The sequence below is a fragment of the Geodermatophilus sp. SYSU D00684 genome, assembly GCF_054050455.1.
The window spans coordinates 62,564-86,145 of the sequence record NZ_JBJGZI010000007.1 but is presented as its reverse complement, the minus strand read 5'-3'; the positions used below and the strand labels follow the sequence as shown (position 1 = coordinate 86,145).

Sequence of the window (23,582 nt, the reverse complement as noted above, 5' to 3'; positions counted from 1 at the left end):
GGACGGCGGGCGGCGCGGCGGAGCGCGCAGGACCCAGCCGACTCCCGCCCGGCGTCCAGGGAACGCGCAGCTCCGGCGCGGACCGTGGTCGCCGTGACGACGCGTGCCCTCCCCGGCCGGGCCCGGCCCCGCTCGCTGCGGGCGCGGCTGCTGTGGGTCTTCCTCGTGCCGCTGGCCCTCGTGCTCGCCGTGGTGGGGGTGGCGGCGACCGCGGCGGTCCGCGGCGAGCTGCTCGGCCAGGTCGACGACCGGCTGGCCGCCGCCGTGACCCGCTCGGCGCACGCCGACGGCGGGCCGAGCGCGCCCGGCCACGGCGACCCGGGGGGCGGGCCGGACTTCCTGCTCGTCCCCGGCCAGGGCGACGGCACGCTCGGCGCGCGCGTCGTCGACGGCACGGTCACCGAGGCCGCCGTCATCGGGCCCGCGGGCGACGGCGAGGCGCTGGGCGCCGGGGAGGCCGCCGCGCTGGCCGGCGTCCCCGCCGACGGGGCCGCGCGCACCGTCGACCTGGGCCCGCTGGGGGACTACCGGGTGGTCGCCGCGCCCGCCGGCGGCGGCGAGGTGCTGGTCACCGGCCTGCCGCTGGCCTCGGCCGAGGCCGCGCCGGCCAGGCTGGTCGCCGTCGAGGTGGTCGCCGGGCTGCTGGGGCTGCTGGTCGCCGGCGTCGCCGGGGCGGTGGTGGTGGGCCGCACGCTGCGCCCGCTGCACCGGGTCGCCGCCACCGCCGGGCGGGTCGCCGCGCTGCCGCTGTCCAGCGGCGAGGTGCGGCTGCCCGACCGGGTGCCGGCCGCCGACACCGACCCGCGCACCGAGGTCGGCCGGGTGGGCGCGGCGCTCAACCGGCTGCTGGACTCGGTGGAGTCCGGCATCGCCGCGCGGCAGGCGTCGGAGACCCGGCTGCGCCGGTTCGTCGCCGACGCCGGCCACGAGCTGCGCACCCCGGTCACCTCCATCCGCGGCTACACCGAGCTGGTGCGCCGCCGCGGCGGGCTGCCCGAGGACGCCGACGCCTCGCTGCGCCGGGTGGAGGCCGAGGCGGTGCGCATGTCCGGCCTGGTCGACGACCTGCTGCTGCTCGCCCGCCTCGACGCCGGCCGCGAGCTCGCCGTCGGCACCGTGGACCTCACCGGGCTGGTCATGGACGCCGTCAGCGACGCGCACGCCGCCGGCCCGGGGCGCCGCTGGCGGGTGGACCTGCCCGGCGCGGCCGTGCTCGTCCCCGGCGACGCCGCCCGGCTGCACCGGGTGCTGGCCACCCTGCTGGCGAACGTCCGCACGCACACCCCGGCCGGGACGACGGCGACCACCCGGCTGCGCGCCGAGGACGGCACCGCGGTGCTCGAGGTCGCCGACGACGGCCCGGGCGTGCCCGCCGACCTGCAGGCCGGGGTGTTCGAGCGGTTCGCCCGCGGCGACTCGGCGCGCTCGCGGGCGAGCGGCAGCACCGGCCTCGGGCTGGCGATCGTCGCGGCCGTGGTGGCCGGGCACGGCGGGACCGTCGGCGTGGACAGCCGGCCCGGGCGGACGGTGTTCACCGTGCGGCTGCCCGGCGCCGCCGTCGCCGAGCCCGCGGACGACGACGCGCTCGAGCCGGCCGGCGGCGTCCGCGCACGACCAGCCGGCCTGATCGTGCTGCGTCCTGGCCCACCGCCGACCGTGAGCCAGGACGCGCGGCGGTGAGCCAGGACGCCTCAGGCGGGGACCAGGCGCCGGCACTCCGGGCAGACGTCGTCGGAGCCCAGCCCGCGCCGGCCGTTCCACGCCCCCTGGACGACGGCGACCGGCGTCCCGCACGCGGCCACCCACGGCGGCGGCCCGTCGGCGGCCTCCCGCGGCACCGCGTGCGCCCGGCTGCTCTCCTGGTCCCGCCCGGCCGCGTGCCCGCCCGTCGCGCTCGTCACCGCCCCAGTCTCCCGGCCCGGCCCCACCGCGCGGTGCCCGACCTCGCGCTGCGGGGGCACGACGGGCACCGCGGGACGGGGCCGAGGCCGGTCGGTGCCGCGGGCGCGCCGGAGGGCGGCGCGCGCCGTCACCCTCCGGAACCGCGCTGCGGTCCATGCTGTCGGCCGTGACCGCCCCGTCGACGCCCCTGCCGTGGTTCCCCGCGGCCGAGGCCCCCGGCGGGCGCCGGGTCCCGCCGCCGGACGGGGCCGGGCGGGACCGGCTGGTCCTGGACCCCGCCGCGGTGTCCGTGGCCGGCCCGCGCGGCGCCGACCAGGACGCCGGGTCCGCCGGTCCCGCGCTGCTCGTGGTCGCCGACGGCGTGGGCGGCGGGCGGGGCGGGGCCACCGCGGCCCGCCTGGCCGTGGAGGAGGTCGTCGCGCGCGCTGCCGCCGCCCGCGCCGACGGCACCGAGGCCGCGCCCGACGCCGGGCTCGCCGACGCGCTCGCCGCCGCCGACGCCGCCGTGCGCGCGACCGCCACGGCCGACCCCGCGCTGGCCGGCATGGCCACCACCTGCACCGCGGCCGTGCTCACCCGCGACGGCCGGGTCGTCGTCGCGCACGTCGGCGACAGCCGTGCCCACCTGCTGCGCGCCGGCGTCCTCACCCGCCTCACCACCGACCACTCGCTGGTGCAGGCGCTGGTCGACTCCGGCGACCTGACCCCCGAGGAGGCCGCCGCCTCCCCGATGCGCTCGGTGCTGCTGCGCGCCCTGGGCGGCTCGGCCGACCCCGGCCGGGCCGACCTGCTCGCCGTCCGCGCCGAGCCCGGCGACCGGCTGCTGCTGTGCTCCGACGGGCTGTCCGGCGTCGTCCCGGCCGCCACCCTGCGGCGCGTCCTCGCCGCCGAGCGGCGCCCCGCGGCCGCCGCCGCCCGGCTGGTCATGGCCGCGCTGGCGGCGGGCACCCGCGACGACGTGACCGCCGCCGTCGGCGACGTCACCCCCGCCGGGTGGGCCGCGAGCACCGTCCAGGTCACGGTCGGCTCGGCCGCCGGGACCGCCGCCGACTGAGTCCCGGCAGGGACTTGCCCGGCCCGCGCGTCCGGGGGCAGGGTGTGGTGCACACCACATCCCGCGAGCCCGGGAGGTCCCCGTGCGCATCCCCGTCCAGGACAGCGACCGGCCCGGCGGCCGCCGTGGGTAAGGACGTCGTCCCGGCGCCGGAGCCGCGGGAGGCGGCCCGGGTGCGCAACGTGGCCCTCGTCGGCCACGCCGGCGCCGGCAAGACGACCCTCGCCGAGGCGCTGCTCGTGGCCACCGGCGCGCTCGTGCGCGCCGGCCGGGTCGAGGACGGCACCACCTGCCTGGACAGCGACGACGTCGAGGTCCGCCAGCAGCGCTCGGTGACCCTCGGCGTGGCCACCGTCGAGCACGACGGCACCCGGATCACCCTGCTCGACACCCCGGGCAGCCCCGACTTCGTCGGCGAGCTGCGCGCCGGGCTGCGCGCCGCCGACGCCGCGCTGTTCGTCGTCTCCGCCGTCGGCGGCGTCGACGCGACCACCGTGCAGCTGTGGGAGGAGTGCGCCGCGGTCGGCATGCCGCGCGCCGTCGTCGTCACCCAGCTCGACCGCGCCCGGGCCGACGTCGAGGAGACCGTGCGGCTGTGCCAGACGGCGCTCGGGGAGGGGGTGTACCCGGTCCACCTCGTCGACCGGGCGCCCGACGGGACCGTGCGCGGCGTGGTCAACCTGCTCGAGCCCGGCGCGCAGGCCCCCGACGCCGAGCGGCTCCGCGGCGAGCTGATCGAGGGGATCATCGGCGAGAGCGAGGACGAGGCGCTCATGGAGCGCTACCTCGCCGGCGACGAGCTGGTCCAGGGCGACCTGATGGCCGACCTGGGCACCGCGGTCGCCCGCGGCCACTTCCACCCGGTGCTGTGCGCCGCCCCGCTGCAGGACATCGGCCTCGACGCGCTGCTCTACCTGATCGTGCACGGCTTCCCCAGCCCCGCCGAGCACGGCTGCCCGCCGGTCACCCGCCCCGACGGCTCCAAGGCCCCCGCGCTGACCTGCGACCCCGACGGCCCGCTGGTCGCCGAGGTGGTCAAGACGACGACCGACCCCTACCTCGGCCGGGTCTCCCTGCTGCGCGTGTTCTCCGGCACCCTCACCCCCGACACCCCGGTGCACGTCTCCGGGCACGGCGGCGCCGACCGCGGCCACCCCGACCACGACGCCGACGAGCGCATCGGCGCGGTGTCCTCCCCGCTCGGGTCCGCGCTGCGCCCGGTCGCCGCCTGCCCGGCCGGCGACGTGTGCGCCGTCGCCCGGCTGAGCACCGCCGAGACCGGCGACACCCTGTCCGCGCCCGGCGACCCGCGGCTGGTGCCGCCCTGGGACCTGCCGGTGCCGCAGCACCCCGTCGCGGTCGAGGCCGCCTCCCGCGGCGACGAGGACCGGCTCGGGCCGGCGCTGGCCCGGCTGGCCGCCGAGGACCCGACGGTGCGCGTCGAGCGCTCCCGCGACACCGGGCAGCTGCTGCTGTGGTGCGTGGGGGAGGCGCACGGGGAGGTGCTGCTCGAGCGGCTGCGCACCCGGCACGGCGTGGCGGTGACCACCGTCCCGGTGCGGGTGCCGATGGTCGAGACCCTCGCCGCGCCGGCGAAGGCCACCGGGCGGCTGGTCAAGCAGTCCGGCGGCCACGGGCAGTACGCCGTCGTCGTGGTGGAGGCCGAGCCCGGGCCGCCGGGGTCGGGCATCACCTTCGAGCAGCGGGTGGTCGGCGGGGCGGTGCCCAGCCAGTACCACGGCAGCGTCGAGAAGGGCATCCGCGCGCAGGCGGCCAAGGGCGTGCACGAGGACCGGCCGCTGGTCGACGTCGCGTTCGTCCTCGTCGACGGCAAGGCGCACTCGGTCGACTCCTCCGACGCCGCCTTCCAGTCCGCCGGGGCGCTGGCGGTCCGCGAGCTCGCGGCCGCCGCGGGCACCAAGGTGCTCGAGCCGTGGTGCGAGGTCGAGGTGGTCGTGCCCGGGGAGCACGTGGGCGCGGTGATGAGCGACCTGTCCTCCCGCCGCGCCCGGGTGACCGGCAGCGACGCCGACCCCGACCGGGACCGCACCACCGTCCGCGCCGAGGTGCCCGAGATGGAGCTGCTCGGCTACGCCGGGGCGCTGCGCTCGGTCAGCCACGGCACCGGCTCCTTCAGCCGGCGCCCGCTCGGCCACGAGCCGGCCCCCGCCTCGCTGCTCGTCCCGGCGTAGCGCCCGGCCCCGCTGCAGGTCCTCGCTGGAGGTCCCCGCCGCAGGTCCCCGCCACGAGCCTGCGCGTGGCGGGGAACGGCGGGGTCCGTCGACTAGCCTCGGGCACGGTGTGCAGCGGGGTGGAGGAGCAGTGACGACGTCGCAGGGGCCGTCGGCCGTCCCGGCGACCCCGGGACCGGGGTCGATGGCGGGCGCGGTGGTGGGGCCGGACGCGGGTGTGGGCCGGGTGACCGACCGCAACGAGCTGCCCGACCGGGTGTGGACCGTCCCCAACGCCCTGTCGGTGCTGCGGCTGCTCGGCGTGCCGCTGTTCCTCTGGCTGCTGCTGGGCCCGCAGGAGGACGGCTGGGCCGTGGTCGTGCTCATGGTCTCCGGCGTCACCGACTGGGCCGACGGCTGGCTCGCCCGGGTGCTCGGCCAGTCCAGCCGCCTCGGCGCGCTGCTGGACCCGGCCGCCGACCGGCTCTACATCATCGCCACGCTGATCGCCTTCGTGCTCCGCGACGTCGTCCCGCTGTGGGTGGTGGCGGTGCTCGTCGGCCGCGAGGTGGTGCTCGGCCTGATGCTGCTGGTCCTGCGCCACCACCGCTACGAGCCGCTGCAGGTGCACTACCTGGGCAAGGCGGCCACGTTCAACCTGCTCTACGCCTTCCCGCTGCTGCTGCTGGCCGACGACGCCACCGGCGCCTGGCTGGCGTGGGTCCAGCCGTTCGCCTACGCGTTCACCATCTGGGGCGGCGTGCTCTACGTGCTGGCCGGCGTGCTCTACGTCGTCCAGGTGGCCGGCATCGTGCGCACCGAGCGGGCGCTGGCCCGGGGAACGGCCCGGTCCGGGGCGGGCGCGCCGGCCCGCCCGGCGCCGTGACCGCCACCCGACCGACTCCCCGGCCGGCCCCGCCGGCCCCCGGCGGGATGCGCTCGATGGGCGCCTCGCTGCTGGACCAGGTGCTCGCGGAGACCCTCGACCCCGCCTACGCCCGTGCCGCCGAGGCCCGTGCCGCCCGCTCCGGGGACGCCCCGCCGCCCCGCCGCCGGCTCGGCGCGCCGGCGGTCGCGCTGACCATGGCGCTGGCCGGGCTGCTGTTCTCGGTGACCTACCACCAGGCCGCCGCCGGACAGGCCGGGCAGGACGAGGTCCGCGCCCGGCTGGTGGAGGAGATCGGCGTCCAGTCCGCCAGCACCGACGACCTCGCCGCCGAGCTGGAGGACCTGCGCGGCCGGGTCGCCGACGCCCGCGACGACGCGCTGGCCGCCAGCACCGTCGGCCAGCGGGCCATCGACGCCCTCGACGCCGCCGAGCTCGCCGCCGGCCTCGACCCGGTCACCGGCCCCGGGCTGCTGGTCACCCTGGCCGACGCCGAGCCCGACGCCGACGCCGACCCGGTCGGCGGCACCGACGACGACGGCAGCGGCGACGTCCGCGACGGCGACCTGCAGCTGGTGGTCAACGCGCTGTGGTCCGCCGGCGCCGAGGCGGTGTCGATCAACGGCCAGCGGCTGGGCCCGACCACCGCGATCCGCTTCGCCGGGGAGGCGGTCCTCGTGGACTTCCGCCCGGTCACCAACCCCTACCGCGTCAGCGCCATCGGGGACCCGGACGAGCTCCGGGCCCGGTTCCTGGCCAGTGCCGAGGTCAACGCCCTGGCGGTCATCTCGGAGACCTACGGCCTGCGTTTCGAGTTCGCCCAGGAGGACGAGCTGTCCGTTCCCGCCGGGGGAGTCCCCGAGCTGCGTTCCGCCGTGCCCTTCGCCGGCACCCCGGCCGACGCCGCCACCGGCGGCACGGGGGACTGAGCGGTGATCCCCGTCATCGGCCTGGCCGTCGGCATCGCGCTCGGCCTCGTCCTCGACCCCACCGTCCCGCTGTGGCTGCAGCCCTACCTGCCGATCGCGGTGGTCGCCGCGCTCGACGCGGTGTTCGGCGGCGCCCGCGCCCGCCTCGACGGGATCTTCGACGCGAAGGTGTTCGTCATCTCGTTCGTGTCGAACGTCGTCGTCGCCGGGCTGATCGTCTTCCTCGGCGACCAGCTCGGCGTCGGCGCGCAGCTGTCCACGGCGGTCGTCGTCGTCCTCGGCATCCGCATCTTCGGCAACGCCGCGGCCATCCGCCGGCACCTGTTCCGGGCATGAGCGGCACCCCGCGTCCCGCCGGGGACGACCCGCTGCCGCCCGAGCCGCTGCCGCCCGACCCGGACGACGCCGGGCCGGAGGTCACCGACGCCGGCCCCGCCGAGGCCCGGGCCGCCGGGACCACCGACGACGCCCCCGGACCCGCCGACGACGCCTCCGAGCCCGCCGACGAGCCCGCCGCGGACCCGCCCGCCGGGGAGGAGCCCCCCGGCCCCGCGCAGGCGCCGGCCGCCCCACGGCGCCGCCGCCAGCGGGTGGTCGCCGGCCTGCTGATCGGCGTCCTCACCCTGCTGCTCGGCTTCGCGATCGCGGTGCAGGTGCGCAGCACCGGCACCGGCCAGGCGCTGGAGGGCGCCCGCGAGGAGGAGCTCGTCGCGATCCTCGACGACCTCGACCTCGAGGAGGAGCGGCTGCGCGCGCAGATCGCCGACCAGCGCAGCGCGCTGCGCGAGCTGTCCGACACCGACAGCCGCTCGGCCGCCGCCCTGGAGGACGCCAACGAGCGCGCCGACGCCCTGGCCGTCCTCAACGGCACCGTCGCCGCCGAGGGGCCGGGCCTGGTCATGACCATCCGCGACCCCGAGGCGCAGGTGCGGGTGGCCGACCTCCTCGACGCCATCCAGGAGCTGCGCGGCGCCGGCGCGGAGACCATGCAGATCGACGGCGTGCGGATCGGCGTCTCCACCGCCGTCACCGGCGTGCCGGGCGCCCTGCAGGTCGACGGGCGGGCGGTGAGCGCCCCCTACGAGGTCGTCGTCATCGGCTCCCCGCAGGACCTGCAGACGGCGATGAGCATCCCCGGCGGCGTCGTCGACCGGGTCGGCCGGCAGGGCGGCAGCGTCGAGATCGAGCAGCGCGACCGGGTCGTGGTGGACGCGTTGCGGCCGCTCGACGAGCCTCAATACGCTCAGCCCGACACCGACTGAGGACCCTCCTGCCCCCCACGCCTCGCTGACGCTCGGCGCGGGCCCCTGCAGGAGGGCCACGGACCGACCTGGAGACGACACCGCATGAGCACGCCCGACGACCGCCGCTACACCGACCAGCACGAGTGGGCGCTCGTGCAGGGCAGCGGGGAGGCGGGCACGGTCGTCCGGGTCGGCATCACCGACCACGCCCAGGACGCGCTCGGCGACATCGTGTTCGTGCAGCTGCCCGAGGTGGGGGAGGAGGTCGGCCCCGGCAACCCGATCGGCGAGGTCGAGTCGACCAAGTCGGTGTCCGACGTCTACTCGCCGGTGGCCGGGACCGTCTCGGCGGTCAACGAGGCCCTCGGCGACGCCCCGGAGACCATCAACGCCGACCCCTACGGGACCGGCTGGCTGGTCGAGATCACCGTGGCCGGCGACGGTGGCGACCCCACCGCCGGCCTGCTCGACGCGGCCGCCTACCAGGCGCTGGTCGACGCGTCCTGACCACCCCCCGGGCCGCTCGGGCGGCCGGGCACGATCACTATGCTGCCCCTGGGAACGGGCTCTCGACGGCCCCGTGGGACAGCTGTGACACCGCCCCGGCGTCCGGTTGACCCCCGGGACCACCGCTGGTTCCATGACCAACGGCCCGCCGTGCCCCGCACGGCGGCCGACCCGCGACGACACCGTCCGGTGCCGTCGTCCGCCGGCCGCCCGCGGCAGGACCCCACGCCCGCGGCGGTGCCCCCTGCACCGGAGGAGACAGACGTGCACTGCACTCGTTGTGGCCACGACAACCCCGAGGGCAGTCGCTTCTGCGCGCAGTGCGGCGCCGCCCTCTCCCAGGAGCGCGTCGGGGAGTCGACGAGCGTCATCCCCAAGGTCGGCGGCGAGGACACCGGCGACGTCCCGGAGGCCGCCGAGCCCTCGGCCGACACGCACGCCGGGGCGGTCGAGTCCCTGCCCGCCGGGTCCGCGCTGCTCGTGGTCAAGCGCGGCCCGAACGCCGGCAGCCGGTTCCTGCTCGACCAGGACGTCACCACCGCCGGCCGGCACCCCGACAGCGACATCTTCCTCGACGACGTGACCGTCAGCCGCCGGCACGTGGAGTTCCACCGCGAGGGCGGCGGCTTCTCGGTGCACGACGTCGGCAGCCTCAACGGCACCTACGTCAACCGCGAGCCGGTCGACGTCGCGACCCTGTCCGGCGGTGACGAGGTGCAGATCGGCAAGTTCCGCCTCGTCTACCTGACCGGCCCGCGCACCGGCGAGCCCGCCGCCCGCTGACCCGGTGCCCGGAGCGCCCGCCGGCGCGTCCGGGGACGGCGCGCCCGACGCCCGCACCCCCCGCCTGACCATCGGGGCGGTGCTGGGCGCCCTGCGCGACGACTTCCCCGACGTGACCATCAGCAAGATCCGGTTCCTCGAGGCCGAGGGCCTGGTCTCCCCGGAGCGGACGCCGTCGGGGTACCGGAAGTTCTCCCGGGCCGATGTCGACCGGCTGCGCTACGTGCTCACCGCCCAGCGGGACCACTACCTCCCGCTGCGGGTCATCAAGGAGCACCTGGACGCGCTCGACCGCGGGGAGCCGGTGCCGGACCCGGCCGCCCCGGCCGTGCCGGAGGACCTCCGGCCGGACGGGGACCCGCCTGCGGCATCCGGGCCGATGCCGGCCGCCGCGTTCGCCGCGGCGGCCGGGCTGACGCCGGCGCAGCTGGGCGACTACGTCCAGTTCGGGCTGCTCGTCCCCGACGCCGACGGGCGGCACCCGGCCGGCGACCTGCCGATCGCGCGGGCGGCCGCGGGGCTGGCCCGGCACGGCATCGAGCCGCGCCACCTGCGGGTGTTCCGCACCGGCGCGGAGCGGGAGGCGGCGCTGGTCGAGCAGCTGCTCGCGCCGGTGCTGCGCTCCCGCTCGGAGGACGCGCGGGCCCGCGCCACCGAGCAGCTGGCCGAGCTCGCGGGGCTGTCGGCGCAGTTGCACCGGGCGCTGCTGGAGGCGCGACTGCGCGACCTGTTGCGCCCGTGAGTCCGGCGTACGGTGGACCCAGCCGCCGGACCGGCCGTCCGTCACCGCGCACCGGCGCCTCCCCGTACCGCCGCAGCTGAGGAGCAACACCGTGCAGGAACTCAGAGTCGTCGGGGTCCGGGTCGAGCTGCCCGGCAACCAGCCGATCCTGCTGCTGAAGGAGACGCAGGGGGAGCGGTACCTGCCGATCTGGATCGGCGCGGTCGAGGCCGCCGCCATCGCGTTCGAGCAGCAGGGCGTGCGGCCGGCGCGGCCGATGACCCACGACCTGCTCCGCGAGGTCGTGCGCACCCTCGGCGCCACCCTCGAGGCGGTCAACATCACCGAGATGCGCGACGGCATCTACATCGCCGAGCTGGACTTCGGCGACGACCGGGTGGTCAGCGCCCGCCCGTCGGACGCCGTGGCCCTGGCCGTGCGCACCGGCGCGCCCATCTACGGCGCGGAGGAGCTGCTCGACGAGGTCGGGATCGAGATCCCCGACGAGCAGGAGGACGAGGTCGAGAAGTTCCGCGAGTTCCTCGACCAGATCTCGCCCGAGGACTTCGGCGCCGGTTCCGGCTCCGGCGGCGCCTGAGACCCGCCCCCCGGGGCGGGACGCCGGCCGGCGGGCGGCGTCCCGCTGCCGTGCGTGCACGCACGGGACGGGTGGGACCCCGCACGTCTCCCTCGTCACACCAGTCACAGAACGCTGGAGTCCCGCGCGCAGCTGCCGATACCACTCTCTCGGGGTGAGTGGGGCGACACGCCGCCCGCGTCAGTTGACCGCCCTGGGGGCCCGGCTTACGGTCGCGGACAACACCGGTGTGACCCGTGGGGAAGCGGGAGCACTCCGGGACGCTCCGCCGCGCCCGTGGCGGGACTCGAAGGAGGACGCTGACGTGAGCGACCAGAGCGAGGGCTCCCAGGGTCAGCTCTTCAGCGACGCCGCCGTGGGGGCGACGGACTACGACGAGGTCGACACCGACCTCGTCGGGTACCGCGGCCCTACGGCGTGTGCCGCCGCCGGGATCACCTACCGCCAGCTGGACTACTGGGCCCGTACCGGTCTGGTCGCCCCCTCGGTGCGCAGCGCCACGGGGTCGGGGACACAGCGGCTGTACTCGTTCCGCGACATCCTGGTGCTGAAGGTGGTCAAGCGGCTGCTCGACACGGGGGTGTCGCTGCAGAACATCCGCAAGGCCGTCGACCACCTGCGCAACCGCGGGATCAAGGACCTCGCCAACGTCACGCTGTTCTCCGACGGGGCGACGGTCTACGAGTGCACCTCGGCCGAGGAGGTCGTCGACCTGCTCGCCGGCGGGCAGGGCGTCTTCGGCATCGCGGTGTCCGGCGCGCTGCGCGAGCTGTCCGGTGAGCTGGCCGAGCTGCCCGCCGAGCGGCTGGACGGCGCGCCGCTGCACGCGGCCGACGACGAGCTGTCCCTGCGCCGCCGTCGCCGCGCCCAGACCGCGTAGCCGACCCGCAGGTCCGCGAGGGGCGTCCCGCCGGGTGCGGCACGCCCCTCGCGTGCGTCCGGGCGACCCGCCGCGCCCGGCGGCCGCGCACGGTCCACCGTTCGCGGGCGGGAGGCGCTGGTAGCGTCGTCGTAGTGGCGGACGCTGCTCACTCCCTCCCGTCGTTGCGCTCCCTGAGCCCCGCGGGTTCCTTCGCCGGCCGGCACATCGGCCCCCGGGCGGACCAGACCGCCGCGATGCTCGAGGCCGTCGGCCACGACTCGCTGCAGTCCCTGGTCGACGCCACCGTCCCCGAGGCGGTGCGCGACCGCGACGAGCTCTCGCTCCCCCCGGCCGCCGACGAGGCCACCGTGCTCGCCGAGCTGCGCGCGCGGGCCGCGGCCAACCAGGTCACCGTCCCGATGATCGGGCTGGGCTACTCCGGCACGGTCACCCCGGCGGTCATCCAGCGCAACGTGCTGGAGAACCCGGCCTGGTACACCGCCTACACGCCCTACCAGCCCGAGATCAGCCAGGGCCGGCTCGAGGCGCTGCTGAACTTCCAGACGATGGTCGCCGACCTCACCGGCCTGCCGGTCGCCGGCGCCTCGATGCTCGACGAGGCCACCGCCGCGGCCGAGGCGATGACGCTGGTCCGCCGCGCGGGCCGCGCGAAGCCCGACGCCGTGTTCGTCGTCGACGCCGACACGCTGCCGCAGACCCTCGCGGTGCTCCAGACCCGCGCCGAGCCGCTGGGCATCCGGCTGCACGTGGCCGACCTGTCCGCCGGCTGGCCGGCCGACCTGCCCGAGGCCGGCGCGTTCGGCGTGCTGGTGTCCTACCCGGGTGCCAGCGGCGCGGTCCGCGACCACCGGGCGCTCGCCGACGCCGCGCACGCCGCCGGCGCGGCGGTCGTCGTCGCCGCCGACGTCCTGGCGCTCACCCTGCTCGAGGCGCCGGGCGAGTGGGGCGCCGACGTCGCCTGCGGCAGCACCCAGCGGTTCGGCGTCCCGCTGGGCTACGGCGGCCCGCACGCCGGCTACCTGTCGGTGCGCGAGGGCCTGGCCCGGCAGCTGCCCGGCCGGCTGGTCGGGGTGTCGGTCGACGCCGACGGTGACGTCGCCTACCGGCTGGCGCTGCAGACCCGCGAGCAGCACATCCGCCGGGAGAAGGCGACGAGCAACATCTGCACCGCGCAGGTGCTGCTCGCCGTCATGGCCGGCGCCTACGCCGTCTGGCACGGGCCCGAGGGGCTGACCGCGATCGCCGCCCGGGTGCACCGCAGCGCGCTGGCGCTGGCCGGGTGGCTGCGCGCCGGCGGCGTCGACGTCGTCCACGGGTCGTTCTTCGACACCGTGCAGGCCCGCGTGCCCGGCCGGGCCGACGAGGTGGTCGCCGCCGCCGCGGCGCGGCGGATCGACCTGCGCCGGGTGGACGCCGACACCGTGGCCGTCGCCTGCGACGAGACGACGACGCCTGCGGTGCTGCGCCAGGTGGCCGAGGCGTTCGGCGTCGCCGCGGACGAGTCCGCCCTGGACGACGACGGCGCGGACGCGCTGCCCGCCGCCCTGCGCCGGCGCACCCCGTTCCTCACCCACCCGGTCTTCTCCGCGCACCGCTCGGAGACGGCGATGATGCGCTACCTGCGCTCGCTGTCGGACAAGGACCTGGCGCTGGACCGCACGATGATCCCGCTGGGCTCGTGCACGATGAAGCTCAACTCCGCCGTCGAGATGGCCGCGGTCACCTGGCCGGAGTTCGCCGGGCTGCACCCCTTCGCCCCGGCCGAGCGGGCCCGCGGCTACCGGCAGCTGATCGACGAGCTGTGCACCTGGCTGGCCGAGATCACCGGGTACGCCGCGGTGAGCGTGCAGCCCAACGCCGGCTCGCAGGGCGAGTTCGCCGGGCTGCTGGCCATCCGCGGCTACCACGCCTCCCGCGGCGAGTCGCACCGCGACGTCTGCCTCATCCCCAGCTCCGCGCACGGCACCAACGCCGCCAGCGCGGTCATGGCCGGGATGCGGGTGGTCGTGGTGGCCTGCGACGAGGCCGGCAACGTCGACGTCGCCGACCTGCGCGCCAAGATCGACCAGCACGCCGGGCGGCTGGCCGCGATCATGATCACCTACCCGTCGACGCACGGGGTGTTCGAGACCGAGGTCCGCGAGATCTGCGCCGCGGTGCACGACGCCGGCGGGCAGGTGTACGTCGACGGCGCCAACCTCAACGCGATGGTCGGCCTGGCGCGGCCGGGCCGGTTCGGCTCCGACGTCAGCCACCTCAACCTCCACAAGACCTTCTGCATCCCGCACGGCGGCGGCGGGCCCGGCGTCGGCCCGATCGGCGTCCGGGAGCACCTGGTGCCGTTCCTGCCGGGCCACCCGCTGGCCGACACCGGCGGCTCCGGCCCGGCCGTGTCCGCCGCGCCGTGGGGATCGGCCGGGATCCTGCCGATCTCGTGGGCCTACCTGCGGCTGATGGGCCCCGACGGGCTGCGGCGGGCCACCGAGCACGCGGTGCTCGGCGCCAACTACCTCGCCGCCCGGCTGCGCGAGCACTTCCCGGTGCTCTACACCGGCGCCGGCGGGCTGGTCGCCCACGAGTGCATCCTCGACATCCGGCCGCTGACCCGGGCCACCGGCGTCACCAACGACGACATCGCCAAGCGGCTGGTGGACTTCGGCTTCCACGCGCCGACGATGAGCTTCCCGGTCGCGGGCACGCTGATGGTCGAGCCCACCGAGAGCGAGGACAAGGCCGAGCTGGACCGGTTCGTCGAGGCGATGGTGACCATCCGCGGCGAGATCGAGAAGGTCGCGTCCGGGGAGTACGACGAGGCGGACAACCCGCTGCGCAACGCCCCGCACACGCTGAAGATGCTCGCCGGCGACTGGGACCGGCCCTACCCGCGCAGCGCCGCGGTGTTCCCGGTGCCCTCGCTGGTCACCCGCGGCTACCTGTCGCCGGTGCGCCGGATCGACCAGGCCTTCGGCGACCGCAACCTGGTCTGCTCCTGCCCTCCGCCGGAGGCGTTCGCCGAGCCGGAGCCCGCGCACGCGCCGCGGACGCACGTGCCCGACCGCGGCGAGGGCGCCCCGGACGACCTCGGCACCACCGCCGACGTGGTGGGCGCCCAGGCGTGAGCCCGCGCCAGATCGGCGGTGTCGTGAGGTCAGGGGCTGACGGCCACGACACCGCCGATCTCGTGAGGTCAAGGCAGCCGCGTCAGGGCAGTGGCCTCCGCCCGGCGGCGGAGGCGATGCCCAGCCAGGTGTGCCGGTTGCCCGCCCAGCACCAGCCGACCTTCGCCGTCCCCCGGCGCCCCGGGCCGTCGCGGCCGGTGCCGTTGCTGATCCACAACGCCGGGGTGCGGGCGTCCAGCGACCCGTTGGCCCGGCGCAGCCGGGAGCCGACGGTCATCGTGCAGGCGTTGCGCTCGAGCAGGTCCGGGCACTGCAGCAGCCAGGTCAGGCCCTCGGTCACCGTCAGCGGCGTCCGGCCGGCGGCGCGGATGCGGGGCAGCGACTCGTCGGGCGTGCAGTTGCGGTACGCGTCCCCGCGCTCGGGGGCGGACAGGGCGTAGACGTCGGCGGGCGGGGCGGCGTCGTCGAGCGGGGCGAAGGCGTCGAGGTCGGTCATGTCCACGACCACGAACACCGGCCGGTTCCGCCAGGAGACCAGCTCCGCCAGGGCGGTGGCCGACAGCAGCGACGGCGCGAGGACGAGCAGCCCGTCGTCCGGGACGCCCGCCGCCCGCGCGCGCAGCTCCGTCGCCGACAGGCCCGCGCGCTCGTGGGCGCCGGCGGCGACCAGCCGCTCGGCCTGCTCGGCGGGGGCGGGGAGGGACAGCAGGGTTGTCGGCACGGGGCACCTCCGGCGACGGGGACGGACGGCGGACCAACGCCCCTGGGCGTGGTCCGGTTCCGACCTCTGGCCCGTCGACGCCGTTCCCCGCCCGGGTGGACGATCACCCCATGGCGGTGAGGGCGGGACGGGTGCGGCGGACGGCGGGCGCGGCGGTGCTGGCCGCGGGGGCGGCGCTGCTCGCCGCGTGCGGGGACGGCGCGGAGGAGGCGGCCGGCCCGGGGGACGTGAGCCCGGCGGCGGCCACCGAGGAGGCCCCGGCCCCCACGCCGAGCCCTGCACCGGCTCCGGCGGAGGACCCCGGCACCCCCGCGGAGACGCCCGCCTCCGGTGACCTGGGCGACCGGCTGCTGCCCGCCGAGGCGTTCGGCCCCGACGCGTCCGTCGTCCGGCTCGACGACCCCGACCACGACGGCGACCACGACGGGTGGCACGACGGCTGGGGCTGGGGCTGGGGTTGGGGCGGCTGGGGTTGGGGCGGCTGGCACGACCACGACGACGACGGCGAGCACGACGGGCTGCCCGACGGGGTGAGCGTGGAGCCCGCCGCCTGCGCCGACGTGCTGGAGGCGCTGCCGGAGCCCGCCGAGGACGCCGCCGACCCGGTCGTCGCCGCGCAGGCCGCCCGCAGCGACGACGTGCACACCTACCAGGTGGTGGCCGAGTCGCCGGAGCTCGCGGGGCTGACCCTGCCGGTCGACCAGATGCTGGGCGCCTGCTCGTCGGTGACGGTCACCGCGCCGTTCGGCTGGGACGCCACCGCGCAGCTGGCGCCGCTGGACCTGCCCGCGGTCGGCGGCGGGAGCGCCGGCCTGCAGGTCACGGTGGAGGGCTGGGGCGACAGCGTCACGATGCTGGTCGGCGTCGCCGTCGAGGGGTCGCGCGGGCTGTTCCTCACCCAGACCGCCGGGCCCGGGGACCCCGCCCCCGACGCCGCGGCCTTCGCCGGGCTGTTCGGCGACGCCGGGGCGGCCGCCTTCGACTGAGCCCCCGGTGAGTGGGCCCCGGGACGGCCGGGCGCCCGTCCCCTCCGGCGAGGGGGCGGGCGCCCGGTCGTGTGCGGGCCGCTCCTAGGCGGGGACGAGCCCGGCGGTGCGCCACTGGTGGTGGTCGGCGACGGCGCTGCCGTCGGGGAGCAGCTCGCCGTCGTCGTCGAAGAGGACGACGCCGTTGCACAGCAGGCTCCAGCCCTGCTCCGGGTGGCTGCGCACGACGACCGCGAGGTCACGCGCGTCGGCGTCGGCGTCGGGGCAGGGGGTGGGGTGTACGCACATCGGGAGGACTCCGGATCGGGCCGGTGGCGGGACCACCGGCATCACTGACGGTGAGTGCCCGGTGACGGGACGCCTCCGAGTGTGCGCCGGGCCGGGGGTGGTGTCAGGTGACGAACCTCACCACCTGACCCGATCGGGTCGTCAGTCCTCGCCATGACGGTAGCCGCGGCGGACGGGCGGACCGGGCCGCCGCGCGGTCGCCGCTTGACCGTTATCCCCAACTCCGCCGCCGGCGGGAGCGGCGCGGGACGGACGGCGGTGAGGGGGAGGGGTCAGAGCTTGCGCAGCAGCACCCGGCGCACCGAGTGGTCGGCCGCCTTCTGCAGCACCAGCCGGGCACGGGAGCGGGTGGGCGCGATGTTCTGCCGCAGGTTGGGGCCGTTGACCGCGGCCCAGATCGACAGCGCGGTGGCGCGGGCGTCGTCGTCGCTGAGGTCGGCGTAGCGGTGGAAGTAGGCGGAGGTGTCGGCGAAGGCGGTGCGCCGCAGGGCGAGGAACCGCTCGACGTACCACTGCTGGATGTCGGCCTCGGCGGCGTCGACGTAGACGGAGAAGTCGAAGAAGTCCGAGAGGAACACCTCGGGCACCCGGCCGTCGTCGCGGCGGCCGGCCTGCAGCACGTTGAGCCCCTCGAGCACCAGGACGTCGGGGCGGTCGACCACCTGCCGCCGGCCGGGCAGCACGTCGTAGGACTGGTGGGAGTAGACCGGCGCGCTGACCTCGCCGCGGCCGGACTTCACGTCGGACAGGAATCGGATGAGCGCGCGCCGGTCGTAGCTCTCGGGGAAGCCCTTGCGGGCCATGAGGCCGCGGGCCTCGAGGACGGCGTTGGGCCACAGGAAGCCGTCGGTGGTGACCAGGTCGACCCGCGGGGAGCCGGGGGCCGCGGCGAGCAGGGTCTGCAGCAGCCGGGCGGTGGTGCTCTTGCCGACGGCGACGCTGCCGGCGACCGCGATGACGTAGGGGACCTTGGCGGTGGTGTCGCCGAGGAACCGGTTGCGCGCCGCCCACAGCCGCTGGCTGGCGGTGACGTGCAGGTTGAGCAGCTCGGCCAGCGGCAGGTAGACGGTGGCGACCTCGTCGAGGTCGATGCGGTCGCCCAGGCTGCGCAGCGCGCGCAGGTCGGCCTCGTCCAGGGGCAGCGTGCGGGTGGCGGCGAGCGCCCGCCACGCGTCGCGGTCGAACGCCGCGTAGGGCGAGATCGAGGGGCGGGTCCCTGCCGTCACGGCTCCCATCGTGCCGCCCGGGTCCGCGGGCCCTCGCCGCCGGGGTCACCCGCGGGGGTGGCGAACCGGCCCGGGCCGGGCTCGGCCGGCGCCGTCGCGGGCGCCCGCGTCTAGGGTGCCGGTGTGCCGACGCGTCCCGGGCTGCTGGACCGCGTCGAGCAGTACGCCGCCGTCGCGTCCCTGCCCGACGCCCCGCCGGTCCCCGCCGGCCCGCTCGACGTCCCGATCGGCCCGCCCGCCTGGCCGTTCCCGGCCCGCCCGCGGCCGGGCACCCGCCGGGTGACCGCCGACGACGTGCGCGCCGCGGTGGCGCTGCAGGAGGAGGCGGGGCTGCCGGCCGCCGTCGAGTGGGTGGTCGAGCGGACGCCGACGCTGGGCGCCGCCGCCCGCGAGGCCGGGCTGCTGGTCACCGAGTTCCCGCTGCTGGTCGCCGACGAGCCGGTCGAGTTGCTGCTCCCGCACGGGGTGCGGCTGTATCTGGTCGGCGGCGAGGACCCGCGGCTGCCCCACTACCAGCACCTGCTGGAGAGCGGCTTCGCCCCGCACGCGGAGGGCGGCGCGGGGGTGCTGGACGACCCCGGCCCGCCGGACGAGGCGCGCACCGCCGTGCTGCGCGAGCGGGTGGCCACCGGGCGCACCGTGGTGATGGTCGCCGTCGAGGACGGCGAGCCGGTCGCCGTCGGCTCGCACCAGCCGGTCGACGTCGACGGCACCGAGATCAGCGAGGTGGTCGGGGTGGCCAGCTCGCCGCGCCGCCGCGGCCGCGGGGTCGGCGCGGCGCTGGCCTCGGCGCTGGTCGCGCAGGCCCGGGAGACCGCGGAGCTGGTGTTCCTCACCGCCGGGGACGACGACGTCGCCCGGGTGTACGAGCGGGTCGGCTTCGCCTGGCTCGGCTCGACCGGCGTCGCCGCCCGCCCGCCGGCCTGAGCCGCCGCGGGGCGCCCGGGGCGGCCCGGGCCCCGGACGCCCCCGCGGCGGGCCGGTCAGTCCTGGACGTACACGGGCACGAGGACCGCGCGGGCCAGCGTGTGGCCGAAGAGGTTGAAGCCGTGGAAGGCGGGGCTGGCGTCGGCGGGCACGCCCATGTCCTCGACGTCGAGGGCGTGCACCACGGTGAAGTAGCGGTGCGGGCCGTGGCCGGCCGGCGGCGCGGCGCCGACGTAGCCGGGGAAGCCGGCGTCGTTGCGCAGCTGCCGGGCGCCCGGGGGCAGGCCCGCGCCGTCCCGCCCGCCGGCGCCGGCGGGCAGCTCGGTGACGTCGGCGGGGATGCCGGTGACCACCCAGTGCCAGAAGCCGGAGGCGGTGGGCGCGTCGGGGTCGTAGACGGTGACCGCGAACCCCTTGGTCTCCTCGGGGAAGCCCGACCAGGACAGCTGCGGGGAGCGGTCCTCCCCGCCGGCGCCCATGACGCCGCTGACGCAGTGCACCGGCAGCACCTCGCCGTCGGTGACGTCGGTGCTGGTGACCGTGAACGACGGGACGGGCGGCAGGAAGTCGTAGGGGCTGGGCGGCTGGGGCCGGTCGGCCATCGGTGTCCTTCCGTCGGGCGGGCGGGGCGGCCGGTGCCGTCCCGGCGCCGACCCTAGGCAGCCGGTCCCCGCCGCGCGCCCCGGACGGCGCGGCCCCGGATCCCGCGCGTGATCTCGACGGGTCGCGGGGGACGGGCGTGGGTAGCGTCCGCAGCGTGCTCGGACTCCCCGACGGCATCCGCGTGTGCCTCTTCGACATGGACGGCGTGCTCACCCGCACCGCCACCGTGCACATGGCCGCCTGGAAGCGGACCTTCGACGAGTTCCTCCGCGCCCGGGAGCCGCAGGCGCCGGAGTTCACCCAGCTCGACTACAACCGCTACGTCGACGGCAAGCCGCGCGCCGACGGCATCCGCGACTTCCTCGCCAGCCGCGGCATCACGCTGCCCGAGGGCTCGCCGCAGGACCCGCCGGACGCGGAGACCGTGCACGGCCTCGGCCGGCGCAAGAACGAGCTGCTGCTCACCGAGCTCGAGGAGCACGGCGTCGACGTCTACCCCGGGTCGCTGGCCTACCTGCGCGCGGTCAAGGACGCGGGCCTGGGCACCGCGGTGGTCACCGCCTCGGCCAACGGCGAGCAGGTCATCGCGGCCGGCGGCTTCGCCGACCTCATCGACGCCCGCGTCGACGGCGTGGTGACCGCGCGGGAGGGGCTGCGCGGCAAGCCCGCCCCCGACACGTTCCTGGCCGGTGCCCGCGCCCTGGGCGTCGAGCCGTCGGCCGCCGCGGTCTTCGAGGACGCGCTGGCCGGTGTCGCGGCCGGGCGGGCGGGGCACTTCGGGTTCGTCGTCGGCGTGGACCGGGTCGGGCAGGCCGACGCGCTGAAGGAGAACGGCGCCGACGTCGTCGTGACCGACCTCGACCAGCTGCTGGAGGACCGCACGTGACGGAGGGGAGAGCGACCTTCCCGGTCGAGCCCTGGTCGCTGACCGAGATCGGCCTGGACCACTCGTCGCTGGGCGTGCACGAGTCGGTGTTCGCGCTCGCCAACGGGCACGTCGGCCTGCGCGGCTCGTTCGAGGAGGGGGAGCCGGTCGTCGTCCCCGGCACCTACCTCAACGGCTTCTTCGAGGAGCGGCCGCTGCCCTACGCCGAGGCCGGCTACGGCTTCCCCGAGCAGGGGCAGACCGTCGTCAACGTGACCGACGGCAAGCTGGTCCGGCTGCTGGTCGGCGACACCCCCCTGGACCTGGACTACGGCGAGATCGTCGAGCACCGCCGGACCCTGGACCTGCGCCGCGGCGTGCTGCGCCGGGTCACCGAGTGGCGCTCGCCCAACGGCCGCACGGTGCGGGTGACCAGCACCCGGCTGGTGTCGCTGCGCCGCCGCTCGATCGCCGCGATCGAGTACCAGGTCGAGTGCACCGACGACCGGGGCGACCTCTACATCGCCCTGCAGTCGGACCTGCTGGCCAACGAGCCGGTCGACAGCGGCAGCGAGGGCGACGACCCGCGCGCGGCGGCGGCGCTGCGCCGGCCGCTGGTCAACGAGCTCAGCGTCGCCCGGGGGCAGCGCGCGGTCATGGTGCACGCCACCCGGCGCAGCAGGCTGCGGATGGCCGCGGGGATGGACCACGTCGTCGACGTGCCCGACACCGCCACCGAGGACATGGAGGCCGGCGAGGACCTCGCCCGCTACACGCTGGCCGCGCGGCTGCCCGGCCACGGGTCCGGCGTGAAGCTGGTCAAGTACCTCGCCTACGGCTGGTCCTCGCGGCGGTCCGCGGCGGCGCTGCGCGACCAGGTGGAGGGCGCGCTGGCCACCGCCAAGCTGGCCGGGTTCGCGCGGCTGGCCGACGAGCAGCGGCAGGTCCTCGACGAGTTCTGGGCGGGGGCCGACGTCGAGCTCGACGGCGACGACGAGCTGCAGCAGGCCGTGCGGGTCGGCGTCTTCCACCTGCTGCAGGCCGGCCTGCGCGCCGAGCGGCAGCCCATCCCGGCCAAGGGGCTGACCGGCCCCGGCTACGACGGGCACACCTTCTGGGACACCGAGACCTACGTGCTGCCGGCGCTCACCTACATCGCCCCGCACGCCGCCCGCGACGCGCTGCACTGGCGGTACTCGACGCTGGACAAGGCCCGGGCGCGGGCCCGCGTGCTGGGCCTGAACGGCGCGGCCTTCCCGTGGCGGACCATCCGCGGGGAGGAGACCTCCGGGTACTGGCCGGCGGGGACGGCGGCCTTCCACATCAACGCCGACATCGCCGACGCCGTCGTCCGCTACCTGCACGCCACCGAGGACGAGGAGTTCGACCGCGACTTCGGCGCGGAGCTGCTCATCGAGACCGCCCGGCTGTGGGCGTCGCTCGGCCACTTCGACGAGGAGCACGGCTTCCGCATCGACGGCGTCACCGGCCCGGACGAGTACACGGCCGTGGTGGACAACAACGTCTACACGAACCTCATGGCGCAGCGGAACCTGCGCGAGGCGGCCGCGGCGGTCGACCGGCAGCCCGACGTCGCCGGCCGGCTGGAGGTCACCGAGGACGAGGTGGAGACCTGGCGGCGGGCGGCGCGGCTGATGGCCGTGCCCTACGACACCCGGCTGGGCGTGCACATGCAGTCCGACGCGTTCACCCACCACGAGGAGTGGGACTTCGCGAACACCCCGCGGGAGTGCTACCCGCTGCTGCTGCACTACCCGTACTTCGACATCTACCGCAAGCAGGTGGTCAAGCAGGCCGACCTGGTGATGGCCCTGCACCTGCGCGGGGATGCGTTCACCTTCGAGGAGAAGGTCGCCGACTTCGCCTACTACGAGGCCCGCACGGTGCGGGACTCCTCGCTGTCGGCGGCGCAGCAGGCGGTGGTGGCGGCGGAGACCGGGCACCTGGAGCTGGCCTACGACTACTGGGCCGAGGCCGCGCTCACCGACCTGCAGAACCTGCACGGCAACTCCGGGCACGGGCTGCACATCGCCTCGATGGCCGGCGGCTGGACGGTCGCCGTCGCCGGGTTCGGCGGGATGCGCGACCACGACGGGCACCTGCTGTTCGCGCCGCGACTGCCCGAGCGGATCACCCGGCTGCGCTTCCGGCTGGCCTACCAGGGCCGCGTCCTGCAGGTCACCGTGACCAAGGAGCAGGCCACCTACCGGCTGCTCGAGGGCGACCCGCTCGACGTGCACCACCACGGCCGCCGGGTGACCGTCGACCACGAGGACCTGGTGGTCGACGTCCCGCCGGCGCCGGACACCGGGAAGGTCACCCAGCCGCACGGCGCCGAGCCGCGGCGGCGCAGCCCGTACTCCTCCCGAGGGCGCTAGAGCAGCAGCCACCGGACGGCGAGGCCGAGCGCGGCGAGGTCGACCAGCAGGAACACCCCCACCCACAGCAGCGCGGGCAGCCGGGTGAGCCGGGCCAGCTGGTCGGCGTCGGAGTCCGGCGCGGCCCGGCGCCGGCGCGCGCCCTGCAGCTCGAGCACGGTGCGCGGCGCGGCCAGCAGCAGGAACCAGGTGACCGCCGCGGCGACGGCGGCCTGCCCGGCCGGCGGCAGCCACGCGGTGACGGCGGCCAGGCCCGCGCCGGTGACCAGCACCGCCCAGAGGCCGTAGAGGTTGCGGATCTGCAGCAGCAGGAGCGCGAGCAGGGCCAGCAGCGCCCACAGCACCCCGACCGCGTGCCCGGCCGCCAGCAGCGCCGCGGCGCCCAGCCCGAACAGCCCCGGCCCGACGTAGCCGGCCGCGCAGGTGAGCACCATCCCGGCGCCGGTGGGCCGGCCCCGGGAGACGGTGAGCCCCGAGGTGTCGGAGTGCAGCCGGATGCCGGCCAGCCGGCGGCCGGTGGCCAGCGCGGCCAGGCCGTGCGCGCCCTCGTGGGCGATGGTCACCACGGTGCGCGCCGGGCGCCACAGCGCGGGGGCGGCCACGACGAGCAGCGCGACGGCGGCGGCGCCGGCCAGGACGGTGGGCGGGAGGGGCGCCTCGGCCGTGACGCGGGTCCACAGGCGGTCGACGGCGTCCATCCCGGCGAGTCAACCGCACGTGTCCGGGAGGACCCCGGAGGCCGCCGGACCGTCGTGTCGCCCGTTATCCCC

Annotated in this window: 23 protein-coding genes; 17 read left to right on the top strand and 6 right to left on the bottom strand. The window is 77.0% G+C overall.

Annotated elements, in window-relative coordinates; all coding sequences use genetic code 11:
• Nucleotides 1-93: 93 nt before the first annotated feature.
• Nucleotides 94-1,680 carry a sensor histidine kinase gene (locus tag ACI79L_RS06685; RefSeq protein WP_456936015.1) on the top strand — a complete coding sequence of 529 codons (1,587 nt, stop codon included), beginning with the start codon at nucleotides 94-96 and terminating at the stop codon, nucleotides 1,678-1,680.
• Between the two features lie 11 nt (nucleotides 1,681-1,691).
• Here ACI79L_RS06685 and ACI79L_RS06680 read toward each other — a convergent pair whose 3' ends face one another.
• Nucleotides 1,692-1,901: a hypothetical protein gene (locus ACI79L_RS06680; protein WP_456929616.1), complete on the bottom strand. Its 210-nt coding sequence runs from the start codon at nucleotides 1,899-1,901 to the stop codon at nucleotides 1,692-1,694.
• Nucleotides 1,902-2,068: 167 nt separating this feature from the next.
• Between ACI79L_RS06680 and ACI79L_RS06675 the strand changes: the two genes are divergently transcribed.
• The 12 genes from ACI79L_RS06675 to gcvP all read left to right on the top strand — a co-directional run bounded on the left by ACI79L_RS06675 (nucleotide 2,069) and on the right by gcvP (nucleotide 14,797).
• Nucleotides 2,069-2,956, top strand: a complete 888-nt coding sequence (locus ACI79L_RS06675) for a PP2C family protein-serine/threonine phosphatase (RefSeq protein ID WP_456936014.1) — start codon at nucleotides 2,069-2,071, stop codon at nucleotides 2,954-2,956.
• Between the two features lie 125 nt (nucleotides 2,957-3,081).
• Complete coding sequence (locus ACI79L_RS06670; RefSeq protein WP_456936013.1) at nucleotides 3,082-5,148, top strand: elongation factor G-like protein EF-G2; 2,067 nt, start codon at nucleotides 3,082-3,084, stop codon at nucleotides 5,146-5,148.
• Nucleotides 5,149-5,278: 130 nt separating this feature from the next.
• On the top strand, nucleotides 5,279-6,013 hold the full coding sequence (locus tag ACI79L_RS06665; protein WP_456936012.1) for a CDP-alcohol phosphatidyltransferase family protein: 735 nt from the start codon (nucleotides 5,279-5,281) through the stop codon (nucleotides 6,011-6,013).
• Between the two features lie 56 nt (nucleotides 6,014-6,069).
• Nucleotides 6,070-6,942 carry a DUF881 domain-containing protein gene (locus ACI79L_RS06660; RefSeq protein WP_456936011.1) on the top strand — a complete coding sequence of 291 codons (873 nt, stop codon included), beginning with the start codon at nucleotides 6,070-6,072 and terminating at the stop codon, nucleotides 6,940-6,942.
• Between the two features lie 3 nt (nucleotides 6,943-6,945).
• Complete coding sequence (locus tag ACI79L_RS06655) at nucleotides 6,946-7,278, top strand: small basic family protein (RefSeq protein WP_387988172.1); 333 nt, start codon at nucleotides 6,946-6,948, stop codon at nucleotides 7,276-7,278.
• Nucleotides 7,275-8,204 (top strand): DUF881 domain-containing protein, encoded by a 930-nt coding sequence (locus ACI79L_RS06650; protein WP_456936010.1) that lies wholly within the window; start codon nucleotides 7,275-7,277, stop codon nucleotides 8,202-8,204. The genes ACI79L_RS06655 and ACI79L_RS06650 overlap by 4 nt, the downstream gene beginning before the upstream one ends.
• Nucleotides 8,205-8,288: 84 nt before the next feature.
• On the top strand, nucleotides 8,289-8,693 hold the full coding sequence (gene gcvH, locus ACI79L_RS06645) for a glycine cleavage system protein GcvH (RefSeq protein ID WP_456929622.1): 405 nt from the start codon (nucleotides 8,289-8,291) through the stop codon (nucleotides 8,691-8,693).
• A gap of 264 nt (nucleotides 8,694-8,957) precedes the next feature.
• Entirely contained in the window at nucleotides 8,958-9,476 is a 519-nt protein-coding gene (gene odhI / locus ACI79L_RS06640; RefSeq protein WP_456936009.1) for an oxoglutarate dehydrogenase inhibitor Odhl, read from the top strand.
• A 4-nt stretch (nucleotides 9,477-9,480) separates the two neighbouring features.
• Nucleotides 9,481-10,218 (top strand): transcriptional regulator FtsR, encoded by a 738-nt coding sequence (gene ftsR / locus ACI79L_RS06635; protein WP_456936008.1) that lies wholly within the window; start codon nucleotides 9,481-9,483, stop codon nucleotides 10,216-10,218.
• A 91-nt stretch (nucleotides 10,219-10,309) separates the two neighbouring features.
• Nucleotides 10,310-10,795, top strand: coding sequence for a bifunctional nuclease family protein (locus ACI79L_RS06630; RefSeq protein ID WP_387988177.1), 486 nt, complete (start codon nucleotides 10,310-10,312; stop codon nucleotides 10,793-10,795).
• A 304-nt stretch (nucleotides 10,796-11,099) separates the two neighbouring features.
• On the top strand, nucleotides 11,100-11,675 hold the full coding sequence (locus tag ACI79L_RS06625) for a MerR family transcriptional regulator (RefSeq protein WP_456936007.1): 576 nt from the start codon (nucleotides 11,100-11,102) through the stop codon (nucleotides 11,673-11,675).
• A gap of 134 nt (nucleotides 11,676-11,809) precedes the next feature.
• Nucleotides 11,810-14,797, top strand: coding sequence for an aminomethyl-transferring glycine dehydrogenase (gene gcvP / locus ACI79L_RS06620; protein ID WP_456936006.1), 2,988 nt, complete (start codon nucleotides 11,810-11,812; stop codon nucleotides 14,795-14,797).
• Nucleotides 14,798-14,879: 82 nt separating this feature from the next.
• Here gcvP and ACI79L_RS06615 read toward each other — a convergent pair whose 3' ends face one another.
• A complete protein-coding gene (locus ACI79L_RS06615) occupies nucleotides 14,880-15,518 on the bottom strand; it encodes a DUF5701 family protein (RefSeq protein ID WP_456936005.1) in 639 nt (212 codons plus the stop codon).
• 110 nt (nucleotides 15,519-15,628) lie between these two features.
• Between ACI79L_RS06615 and ACI79L_RS06610 the strand changes: the two genes are divergently transcribed.
• Entirely contained in the window at nucleotides 15,629-16,504 is an 876-nt protein-coding gene (locus tag ACI79L_RS06610) for a hypothetical protein (RefSeq protein WP_456936004.1), read from the top strand.
• A gap of 84 nt (nucleotides 16,505-16,588) precedes the next feature.
• Here ACI79L_RS06610 and ACI79L_RS06605 read toward each other — a convergent pair whose 3' ends face one another.
• Complete coding sequence (locus ACI79L_RS06605; RefSeq protein WP_456936003.1) at nucleotides 16,589-16,792, bottom strand: DUF5999 family protein; 204 nt, start codon at nucleotides 16,790-16,792, stop codon at nucleotides 16,589-16,591.
• Nucleotides 16,793-17,064: 272 nt separating this feature from the next.
• Nucleotides 17,065-18,027, bottom strand: coding sequence for a type I pantothenate kinase (coaA, locus tag ACI79L_RS06600; protein WP_456936002.1), 963 nt, complete (start codon nucleotides 18,025-18,027; stop codon nucleotides 17,065-17,067).
• A 114-nt stretch (nucleotides 18,028-18,141) separates the two neighbouring features.
• Between coaA and ACI79L_RS06595 the strand changes: the two genes are divergently transcribed.
• Nucleotides 18,142-18,945: a GNAT family N-acetyltransferase gene (locus ACI79L_RS06595; RefSeq protein WP_456936001.1), complete on the top strand. Its 804-nt coding sequence runs from the start codon at nucleotides 18,142-18,144 to the stop codon at nucleotides 18,943-18,945.
• Between the two features lie 56 nt (nucleotides 18,946-19,001).
• On the opposite strand, the gene ACI79L_RS06590 is transcribed toward ACI79L_RS06595, so the two are convergent.
• On the bottom strand, nucleotides 19,002-19,547 hold the full coding sequence (locus ACI79L_RS06590; protein ID WP_456936000.1) for a YbhB/YbcL family Raf kinase inhibitor-like protein: 546 nt from the start codon (nucleotides 19,545-19,547) through the stop codon (nucleotides 19,002-19,004).
• Nucleotides 19,548-19,702: 155 nt separating this feature from the next.
• Here ACI79L_RS06590 and ACI79L_RS06585 point away from each other — a divergent pair, with 155 nt between their 5' ends.
• Both ACI79L_RS06585 and ACI79L_RS06580 read left to right on the top strand, forming a co-directional pair.
• Nucleotides 19,703-20,434: an HAD family hydrolase gene (locus ACI79L_RS06585; RefSeq protein WP_456935999.1), complete on the top strand. Its 732-nt coding sequence runs from the start codon at nucleotides 19,703-19,705 to the stop codon at nucleotides 20,432-20,434.
• A complete protein-coding gene (locus tag ACI79L_RS06580; RefSeq protein ID WP_456935998.1) occupies nucleotides 20,431-22,812 on the top strand; it encodes a glycoside hydrolase family 65 protein in 2,382 nt (793 codons plus the stop codon). Before ACI79L_RS06585 ends, ACI79L_RS06580 begins: the two co-directional genes overlap by 4 nt.
• Here ACI79L_RS06580 and ACI79L_RS06575 read toward each other — a convergent pair.
• On the bottom strand, nucleotides 22,809-23,510 hold the full coding sequence (locus tag ACI79L_RS06575) for a M50 family metallopeptidase (protein WP_387988187.1): 702 nt from the start codon (nucleotides 23,508-23,510) through the stop codon (nucleotides 22,809-22,811). The two genes, ACI79L_RS06580 and ACI79L_RS06575, sit on opposite strands and share 4 nt — an antisense overlap.
• Between the last annotated feature and the right edge of the window lie 72 nt (nucleotides 23,511-23,582).

Coding starts and splice junctions, on each gene's coding strand:
- ACI79L_RS06660 (WP_456936011.1), top strand. CDS start 6,070: ATGGGCGCCTCGCTGCTGGACCAGGTGCTCGCGGAGACCCTCGACCCC.
- ACI79L_RS06650 (WP_456936010.1), top strand. CDS start 7,275: ATGAGCGGCACCCCGCGTCCCGCCGGGGACGACCCGCTGCCGCCCGAG.
- gcvH (WP_456929622.1), top strand. CDS start 8,289: ATGAGCACGCCCGACGACCGCCGCTACACCGACCAGCACGAGTGGGCG.
- ACI79L_RS06610 (WP_456936004.1), top strand. CDS start 15,629: ATGGCGGTGAGGGCGGGACGGGTGCGGCGGACGGCGGGCGCGGCGGTG.
- ACI79L_RS06605 (WP_456936003.1), bottom strand. CDS start 16,792: ATGTGCGTACACCCCACCCCCTGCCCCGACGCCGACGCCGACGCGCGT.
- coaA (WP_456936002.1), bottom strand. CDS start 18,027: ATGGGAGCCGTGACGGCAGGGACCCGCCCCTCGATCTCGCCCTACGCG.
- ACI79L_RS06590 (WP_456936000.1), bottom strand. CDS start 19,547: ATGGCCGACCGGCCCCAGCCGCCCAGCCCCTACGACTTCCTGCCGCCC.
- ACI79L_RS06575 (WP_387988187.1), bottom strand. CDS start 23,510: ATGGACGCCGTCGACCGCCTGTGGACCCGCGTCACGGCCGAGGCGCCC.